The organism is Streptococcus xiaochunlingii, assembly GCF_006385805.1.
GTDB classification, from domain to species: Bacteria; Bacillota; Bacilli; order Lactobacillales; family Streptococcaceae; genus Streptococcus; species Streptococcus xiaochunlingii.
Window position 1 is genome coordinate 131,017 of sequence record NZ_VFSG01000003.1, and the last position, 7,657, is coordinate 138,673.

General features: G+C 38.5%; 12 protein-coding genes. All 12 read left to right on the forward strand.

Annotated features, from left to right (window positions below):
• The first annotated feature begins 8 nt into the window (after nucleotides 1–8).
• The 12 genes from rpsE to FJR71_RS09470 all read left to right on the forward strand — a co-directional run bounded on the left by rpsE (nucleotide 9) and on the right by FJR71_RS09470 (nucleotide 7,491).
• Complete coding sequence (gene rpsE, locus FJR71_RS09415; RefSeq protein ID WP_006595182.1) at nucleotides 9–503, forward strand: 30S ribosomal protein S5; 495 nt, start codon at nucleotides 9–11, stop codon at nucleotides 501–503.
• 14 nt (nucleotides 504–517) lie between these two features.
• Nucleotides 518–700 carry a 50S ribosomal protein L30 gene (gene rpmD / locus FJR71_RS09420; RefSeq protein WP_002894509.1) on the forward strand — a complete coding sequence of 61 codons (183 nt, stop codon included), beginning with the start codon at nucleotides 518–520 and terminating at the stop codon, nucleotides 698–700.
• A gap of 146 nt (nucleotides 701–846) precedes the next feature.
• Nucleotides 847–1,287: a 50S ribosomal protein L15 gene (gene rplO / locus FJR71_RS09425; RefSeq protein ID WP_006595181.1), complete on the forward strand. Its 441-nt coding sequence runs from the start codon at nucleotides 847–849 to the stop codon at nucleotides 1,285–1,287.
• A 12-nt stretch (nucleotides 1,288–1,299) separates the two neighbouring features.
• A complete protein-coding gene (secY, locus tag FJR71_RS09430; protein ID WP_048690557.1) occupies nucleotides 1,300–2,607 on the forward strand; it encodes a preprotein translocase subunit SecY in 1,308 nt (435 codons plus the stop codon).
• 96 nt (nucleotides 2,608–2,703) lie between these two features.
• Nucleotides 2,704–3,342 (forward strand): adenylate kinase, encoded by a 639-nt coding sequence (locus FJR71_RS09435; RefSeq protein ID WP_006597039.1) that lies wholly within the window; start codon nucleotides 2,704–2,706, stop codon nucleotides 3,340–3,342.
• A 116-nt stretch (nucleotides 3,343–3,458) separates the two neighbouring features.
• The gene (infA, locus tag FJR71_RS09440; protein ID WP_001029883.1) at nucleotides 3,459–3,677 is read left to right on the forward strand and encodes a translation initiation factor IF-1; all 219 of its coding nucleotides are present in this window, start codon (nucleotides 3,459–3,461) and stop codon (nucleotides 3,675–3,677) included.
• A 23-nt stretch (nucleotides 3,678–3,700) separates the two neighbouring features.
• Nucleotides 3,701–3,817: a 50S ribosomal protein L36 gene (rpmJ, locus tag FJR71_RS09445; protein WP_001808836.1), complete on the forward strand. Its 117-nt coding sequence runs from the start codon at nucleotides 3,701–3,703 to the stop codon at nucleotides 3,815–3,817.
• Between the two features lie 17 nt (nucleotides 3,818–3,834).
• Nucleotides 3,835–4,200 carry a 30S ribosomal protein S13 gene (gene rpsM, locus FJR71_RS09450; RefSeq protein WP_003009631.1) on the forward strand — a complete coding sequence of 122 codons (366 nt, stop codon included), beginning with the start codon at nucleotides 3,835–3,837 and terminating at the stop codon, nucleotides 4,198–4,200.
• Between the two features lie 26 nt (nucleotides 4,201–4,226).
• Complete coding sequence (gene rpsK, locus FJR71_RS09455) at nucleotides 4,227–4,610, forward strand: 30S ribosomal protein S11 (RefSeq protein ID WP_001118385.1); 384 nt, start codon at nucleotides 4,227–4,229, stop codon at nucleotides 4,608–4,610.
• Nucleotides 4,611–4,655: 45 nt separating this feature from the next.
• Nucleotides 4,656–5,594: a DNA-directed RNA polymerase subunit alpha gene (locus FJR71_RS09460; RefSeq protein ID WP_006595177.1), complete on the forward strand. Its 939-nt coding sequence runs from the start codon at nucleotides 4,656–4,658 to the stop codon at nucleotides 5,592–5,594.
• An 11-nt stretch (nucleotides 5,595–5,605) separates the two neighbouring features.
• Nucleotides 5,606–5,992 carry a 50S ribosomal protein L17 gene (rplQ, locus tag FJR71_RS09465; RefSeq protein ID WP_006595176.1) on the forward strand — a complete coding sequence of 129 codons (387 nt, stop codon included), beginning with the start codon at nucleotides 5,606–5,608 and terminating at the stop codon, nucleotides 5,990–5,992.
• 197 nt (nucleotides 5,993–6,189) lie between these two features.
• Nucleotides 6,190–7,491, forward strand: a complete 1,302-nt coding sequence (locus tag FJR71_RS09470) for a glutamate-cysteine ligase family protein (RefSeq protein WP_140814803.1) — start codon at nucleotides 6,190–6,192, stop codon at nucleotides 7,489–7,491.
• Nucleotides 7,492–7,657: the final 166 nt, after the last annotated feature.

Consider the following 7,657-nt stretch of genomic DNA (forward strand, 5'->3'; position numbering starts at 1 on the left):
ACTAGAAAATGGCATTTAAAGACAATGCAGTTGAACTTGAAGAACGCGTAGTTGCCATCAACCGTGTTACAAAAGTTGTTAAAGGTGGACGTCGTCTTCGCTTTGCAGCTCTTGTAGTTGTTGGTGACCGTAACGGACGTGTTGGTTTTGGTACAGGTAAAGCTCAAGAAGTACCAGAAGCAATCCGTAAAGCAGTAGAAGATGCTAAGAAAAACTTGATTGAAGTTCCTATGGTTGGAACAACAATTCCTCATGAAGTAACATCAGTATTTGGTGGAGCTCGTGTATTGTTGAAACCAGCTATCGAAGGGGCTGGGGTTGCTGCAGGTGGTGCAGTTCGTGCCGTTGTTGAATTGGCAGGTATTGCAGATGTAACATCTAAATCACTTGGATCAAACACTCCAATCAACATTGTTCGTGCAACAGTGGAAGGTTTAGCTCAATTGAAACGCGCTGAAGAAGTTGCTGCCCTTCGTGGTATTTCAGTTTCTGACTTGGCTTAAGAAAGGAGATTCAAATGGCTCAAATTAAAATTACTTTGACTAAGTCTCCAATCGGACGCATCCCGTCACAACGTAAAACTGTTGTAGCACTTGGACTTGGCAAATTGAACAGCTCTGTTATTAAAGAAGATAACCCAGCAGTACGTGGTATGATCACTGCAGTATCTCACTTGGTAACAGTTGAAGAAGTAAAATAATCTATTAAAAAATAGAAACAAGGTTTTCAGGGGTATGAGAAATTTCTCATCCCCTAAAACTAAATATAAGTATAGGCGAGTTTGTAGTCGGGACACCTTTTCCTGATTACAAGCGTTAGCAATTTACAAAAGAGGAGAAAATAATAATGAAACTTCATGAATTACAACCTGCTGCAGGTTCACGTAAAGTCCGCAACCGTGTTGGTCGTGGTACTTCATCTGGTAATGGTAAAACTTCTGGCCGTGGTCAAAAAGGTCAAAAAGCTCGTAGCGGTGGCGGTGTACGTCTTGGTTTTGAAGGTGGACAAACTCCATTGTTCCGTCGTCTTCCAAAACGTGGATTTACAAACATCAATGCTAAAGAATATGCTATTGTGAACCTTGATCAGTTGAACGTCTTCGAAGATGGTGCTGAAGTAACACCAGTAGTACTTGTGGAAGCAGGTATTGTAAAAGCTGAAAAATCAGGAATTAAAATTCTTGGTAACGGAGAATTGACTAAGAAATTGTCTGTTAAGGCAGCTAAATTCTCTAAATCAGCTGAAGAAGCTATCACTGCTAAAGGTGGTTCAGTAGAAGTCATCTAAGAGGGGTGACCTATGTTCTTTAAATTATTAAAAGATGCATTTAAGGTTAAACAAGTAAGATCAAAAATTTTATTTACTATTTTTATCATACTTGTCTTCCGAATCGGGACCACGATCACGGTTCCTGGTGTGAATGCGAAAATCCTTAACAACTTACAAGATGTTTCCTTCTTGAATATGATGAGCTTGGTGTCAGGGAATGCCATGAGAAACTTCTCTGTCTTCGCCCTCGGGGTGAGTCCTTACATCACGGCTTCCATCGTAGTTCAGCTCCTTCAAATGGATTTGCTTCCGAAATTTGTTGAGTGGGGGAAACAAGGAGAAGTTGGGCGGAGAAAGTTGAATCAGGCAACACGCTATATTGCCTTGGTTCTAGCTTTCGTTCAATCCATTGGAATTACAGCTACTTTCCATACTTTGTCACAAGCTAAATTGGTATCCACACCGAACGTTGAAACCTACATCTTGATTGGTGCGATTTTAACGACGGGTTCAATGATTGTCACTTGGCTTGGAGAACAAATTTCCGATAAAGGATACGGGAATGGTGTTTCTATGATTATCTTTGCGGGGATTGTTTCTTCAATTCCAGAGATGATCAAAGGTGTTTACGAAGATTCATTTGTTAACGTTCGTCATGGACAATTGACTAATTCACTAATTTTCATAGGTGTGTTAATCTTAGCGGTATTAGTGATTGTTTACTTCACAACCTTTGTGGAACAAGCACAGTATAAAATTCCAATTCAATACACAAAAATTGCACAAGGAGCACCATCTAGCTCATATCTTCCATTGAAGGTGAACCCAGCTGGAGTTATTCCTGTCATCTTTGCTAGTTCGATCACAGCTGCACCGGCAGCAATTTTCCAGGTCATTAGTGCCATGGGTTACAATGCTGGATGGGTTCGAACAGCACAATCTATGTTAGCGACCAATACACCAACAGGTGTAGCAATGTATGCTTTGCTAATCATCTTGTTTACTTTCTTCTACACATTTGTACAGATTAACCCAGAAAAAACTGCGGAAAATCTACAAAAGAGTGGTGCCTACATTCCAGGTGTACGTCCGGGTAAGGGAACGGAAGACTACATGTCACGTCTTCTTAGACGGTTGGCTACGGTTGGTTCTCTCTTCCTTGGATTCATCACCATTATTCCAATCCTTGCTCGGGATGTCTTTGGTTTGACAGATACAGTTGCTCTTGGAGGAACTAGTCTCTTGATTATCATCTCAACTGGTATTGAAGGAATGAAACAATTAGAAGGTTACTTATTGAAACGCAAATACATTGGTTTCATGGATACAACAGAATAGAATTAGGTTGACATTGTCAACCTTCTATTTTGTTTTTGAATAAGTTTGTTAGATCGTAACAGACTTATTTAAAAACAAAATAAGGAGCAAATGATTATGAATCTATTAATCATGGGATTGCCTGGAGCAGGTAAGGGGACACAAGCGGCTAAGATTGTAGAACAATTTCAAGTTGCACATATCTCAACTGGGGATATGTTCCGTGCTGCAATGGCCAATCAAACCGAAATGGGTGTGTTGGCAAAATCATTCATCGATAAAGGTGAATTGGTGCCAGATGATGTGACAAACGGGATTGTAAAAGAACGTTTGGCTCAAGACGATATTAAAGAAAAAGGATTCCTCTTAGATGGTTTCCCTCGCACGATTGAACAAGCACATGCTTTGGATCAAATCTTGGTCGACCTTGGTCTTGAACTTGAGGGAGTGATCAACATCGAAGTAGATCCATCTTGCCTTCTTGAACGCTTGAGTGGACGTATCATTCACCGTGAAACAGGTGAAACCTACCATAAGGTATTCAATCCACCAGCTGATTACAAGGAAGAAGACTATTACCAACGTGAGGACGATAAGCCAGAAACGGTTAAACGTCGCTTGGATGTGAATATTGCTCAAGGTGAGCCGATTCTTGCTCATTATCGTGCAAAAGGGTTAGTCCATGATATCGAAGGAAATCAAGACATTAACGACGTCTTTAAAGATATCCAAAAAGTCTTGGAGAATTTGAAATAAAAACGTTTTAGTCACTTGCAATAATTGATAACAAGTGATACAATGAATTAGTCTGACTTATAATTGTTACCTCTGTGCTCAGAGGAATGAATCGAAATTTATGGAGGTACTTTTGCGTGGCAAAAGACGATGTGATTGAAGTAGAAGGCAAAGTAGTCGATACGATGCCGAATGCTATGTTTACGGTTGAACTTGAAAATGGACATCAGATTTTAGCAACAGTTTCTGGTAAAATTCGTAAAAACTATATTCGTATTTTAGCGGGAGATCGTGTTACAGTGGAGATGAGTCCGTACGATTTGACACGTGGACGTATCACATACCGCTTTAAATAATCGAAAAACTTGGAGGGATAAAAATGAAAGTAAGACCATCGGTCAAACCAATTTGCGAATACTGTAAAGTAATTCGTCGTAATGGTCGTGTTATGGTAATTTGCCCAGCAAATCCAAAACACAAACAACGTCAAGGATAAGATAGAAAGGAGAAAACATGGCTCGTATTGCTGGAGTTGACATTCCAAATGACAAACGTGTAGTAATTTCATTGACTTATGTATACGGTATCGGACTTCCAACATCTAAGAAAATTCTTGCTGCTGCAGGCGTTTCTGAAGATATTCGTGTTCGCGACCTTACACCAGATCAAGAAGATGCTATCCGTCGTGAAGTTGACGCAATTAAAGTAGAAGGTGACCTTCGTCGTGAAGTGAACTTGAACATTAAACGTTTGATGGAAATCGGTTCATACCGTGGTATCCGTCACCGTCGTGGACTTCCTGTTCGTGGACAAAACACTAAAAACAATGCTCGCACTCGTAAAGGTAAAGCTGTTGCGATTGCTGGTAAGAAAAAATAAGAAAATAAAATAAGGAGGTAAAAATCTTGGCTAAACCAACACGTAAACGTCGTGTGAAAAAGAATATCGAATCAGGTATTGCTCATATTCACGCAACATTTAATAACACAATTGTTATGATTACTGATGTGCATGGTAACGCAATTGCATGGTCATCTGCAGGTGCTCTTGGTTTCAAAGGTTCTCGTAAATCTACACCATTTGCTGCACAAATGGCTTCAGAAGCTGCTGCAAAATCAGCTCAAGAACATGGTCTTAAATCAGTAGAAGTTACTGTTAAAGGTCCTGGTTCTGGTCGTGAGTCTGCTATTCGTGCTCTTGCTGCTGCTGGTCTTGAAGTTACTGCAATCCGCGATGTGACTCCTGTGCCACACAATGGTGCTCGTCCTCCAAAACGTCGCCGTGTATAATCATCAACAATTACACAGCTTTTCGTTTCAGAGGGAGTATAGCAAATGATTGAGTTTGAAAAACCAAATATAACAAAAATTGATGAAAATAAAGATTACGGTGTATTTGTAGTAGAACCACTTGAACGTGGTTATGGTACAACACTAGGGAACTCTCTTCGTCGCGTATTATTAGCTTCACTTCCAGGTGCTGCTGTTACTTCAATTAATATTGAAGGTGTATTGCACGAATTTGATACAGTTCCAGGTGTCCGTGAAGACGTTATGCAAATCATTCTTAACGTTAAAGGAATCGCTGTAAAATCTTACGTCCAAGACGAAAAGATTATTGAACTTGATGTAGAAGGTCCTGCAGAAGTAACTGCTGGAGATATTCTTACAGATAGTGATATTGAAATTGTAAACCCTGATCATTATCTTTTCACAATCGGTGAAGGATCAAGCTTCAAAGCGACTTTGACTGTAAACAGCGGTCGTGGTTATGTTCCAGCTGATCAAAATAAAAAAGATGATGCACCAGTAGGTACACTTGCTGTAGATTCAATCTATACGCCAGTGACAAAAGTTAATTACCAAGTTGAACCAGCACGCGTTGGTAGCAACGATGGTTTTGACAAACTAACCCTTGAAATCTTAACAAATGGAACAATTATTCCAGAAGATGCTTTAGGTTTATCTGCTCGTATTTTGACAGAACACCTTAACCTCTTTACGAACTTAACAGAAATCGCAATTGCGACAGATGTTATGAAGGAAGTAGATACAGCATCAGATGATCGAGTACTAGAACGTACCATTGAAGAATTGGATCTTTCTGTTCGTTCATATAACTGTTTGAAACGTGCCGGTATCAATACTGTGTATGATTTGACAGAAAAATCTGAACCAGAAATGATGAAAGTTCGTAACCTTGGACGTAAGAGTCTCGAAGAAGTTAAAGTTAAGCTTGCCGATTTAGGCCTTGGGCTAAAAAACGATAAATAGAGGAGGAATACATGGCTTACCGTAAACTAGGACGCACTAGCTCACAACGTAAAGCAATGCTTCGTGATTTGACAACAGATCTTATCATCAATGAAGCAATCGTAACAACTGAAGCACGTGCAAAAGAAATCCGTAAATCAGTTGAAAAAATGATTACTTTAGGTAAACGTGGTGACTTGCATGCACGTCGTCAAGCAGCTGCTTACGTACGTAACGAAGTTGCATCACAAAACTTTGATGAAGAAACTGGTAAATATTCAGAAACAACTGCACTTCAAAAATTGTTCTCTGAACTTGCACCACGTTATGCTGAGCGCAATGGTGGATATACTCGTATCCTTAAAACTGAACCACGCCGTGGGGATGCTGCGCCAATGGCAATTATCGAATTAGTATAAAATCATCAATTTTGTTGAGTGTTATGATGTTGGAAGGACTGGATAGTTCTTCTTAGTCTAGCTCTGGTCTGCCGCTAGGATTTATCCTAGCGGTAACACTCATCATATTGAGGTAAATGGTAGACGCTTGTTTACGAAATTGCTTTAATTTAAAACAATTTCGTAAGCAGGCGTTTTTTTGATATAATAGAAGAGTTATGACAGTAAAAGAAAAATCACAAGCACTCGCCCAGCAATTATTGGCAAAGCGTTACCTCGCCTCGCTGAAAGATAATCCAGAGCAGTACATTGGGGTTGAACTCGAATTTCCAATCGTAAATACAATGGGGAATAAAACGGATGTACTGGTTACAAAGGCTCTTTTTAAGCATCTACAAGAAGTTGAAGAGTTTATTGCGATTAAACAAGATGAAGATGGGAACCCAGTCCAGTTACAGCATAAAATAAACAAAGATCAAATTGTATTTGAGTTATCTTACAATACCATTGAATTTGCTTTTGAAAAAACTAAAACCATCCAAGAAGTCGAAAGCCGGTTTCAACACTATTTAGGAATCATTCAACCATTCTTAAGAGAGAGAAAGCATCAAATAGAAGGAAAAGGCATCCATCCTTATTGGAGAATAAATGATAATCAACCTGTGAAAATTGATCGATATAAAATGCTGATTCAATTCTTGCAACTGTCTGGACAAGATCTTAATTATCGATTCCATCATTATCCAGACTATGGAACCTTTATTTGCGGCAATCAAGTACAATTGGATGTTTCAAGAACGAATTATTTGGAAATAATTAATGCAATGAATAAGGTGGAGCCAGCAAAAGCATATCTGTTTGCTAATTCCATTTTCGATGGAGAGGACTGGGATACGAAGATCTCAAGAGATATTTTCTGGGAAGATTCCATGCATGGCTATTATCAGGAAAATGTTGGTGTAAATCCTAAAGAGTTTATAAATGAAAAGGACTTTCTAGAATATTTAGCGAAGACAGCCTTGTTTTATGTTTATCGTGAGAATGAAATCTTATATTTCGAACCTATTAGAGTAGAGGATTATCTCGCAAAAGAAAAAATAGTAGCCTATCGCTTAGATAGAACTAGACAAGAAATAAAACCGCAAGAAGAGGACCTAAAGAATCATAGAAGCTACCATTTTCAAGATTTAACAACAAGAGGAACCATCGAATATAGAAGTGTTTGTACTCAACCATTAAATAAAACATTTGCACCAATTGCATTTCATGTCGGATTGCATCATAATATCAAAGAATTAGACGAGTATTTAGCTCAAAATATAGTTTTTGATTTTAGTAAAGAAAATCCGAAAGAATTAAGAAGGCAATATTCGAAAAAACAGTTAACTGAAAGTGAATTAGTGAAAATTAAACAATATTCGCTAGATCTGTTAAAAATCTCAAAAAGAGGATTGATTGATCGAGGAAACCGAGAAGAGGTTTATCTCGAAGAAATCATAAAAGAACTTGGGAAGTGCTGATTTAACAGCATTTCCTTTTTTCAAATTAAAAAAACAATAAAAAATTTAAAAAAATAGAAAAAAGATATTGACAAGGACATATGGACGTGATATACTAATATAGTTGTCGCGCAAGAGCGACAAAGACCTTTGAAAACTGAACAAGACGAACCAATGTGCAGGGCAC

Coding starts and splice junctions, on each gene's coding strand:
- rpsE (WP_006595182.1), top strand. CDS start 9: ATGGCATTTAAAGACAATGCAGTTGAACTTGAAGAACGCGTAGTTGCC.
- rpmD (WP_002894509.1), top strand. CDS start 518: ATGGCTCAAATTAAAATTACTTTGACTAAGTCTCCAATCGGACGCATC.
- rplO (WP_006595181.1), top strand. CDS start 847: ATGAAACTTCATGAATTACAACCTGCTGCAGGTTCACGTAAAGTCCGC.
- secY (WP_048690557.1), top strand. CDS start 1,300: ATGTTCTTTAAATTATTAAAAGATGCATTTAAGGTTAAACAAGTAAGA.
- FJR71_RS09435 (WP_006597039.1), top strand. CDS start 2,704: ATGAATCTATTAATCATGGGATTGCCTGGAGCAGGTAAGGGGACACAA.
- rpmJ (WP_001808836.1), top strand. CDS start 3,701: ATGAAAGTAAGACCATCGGTCAAACCAATTTGCGAATACTGTAAAGTA.
- rpsM (WP_003009631.1), top strand. CDS start 3,835: ATGGCTCGTATTGCTGGAGTTGACATTCCAAATGACAAACGTGTAGTA.
- FJR71_RS09460 (WP_006595177.1), top strand. CDS start 4,656: ATGATTGAGTTTGAAAAACCAAATATAACAAAAATTGATGAAAATAAA.
- rplQ (WP_006595176.1), top strand. CDS start 5,606: ATGGCTTACCGTAAACTAGGACGCACTAGCTCACAACGTAAAGCAATG.
- FJR71_RS09470 (WP_140814803.1), top strand. CDS start 6,190: ATGACAGTAAAAGAAAAATCACAAGCACTCGCCCAGCAATTATTGGCA.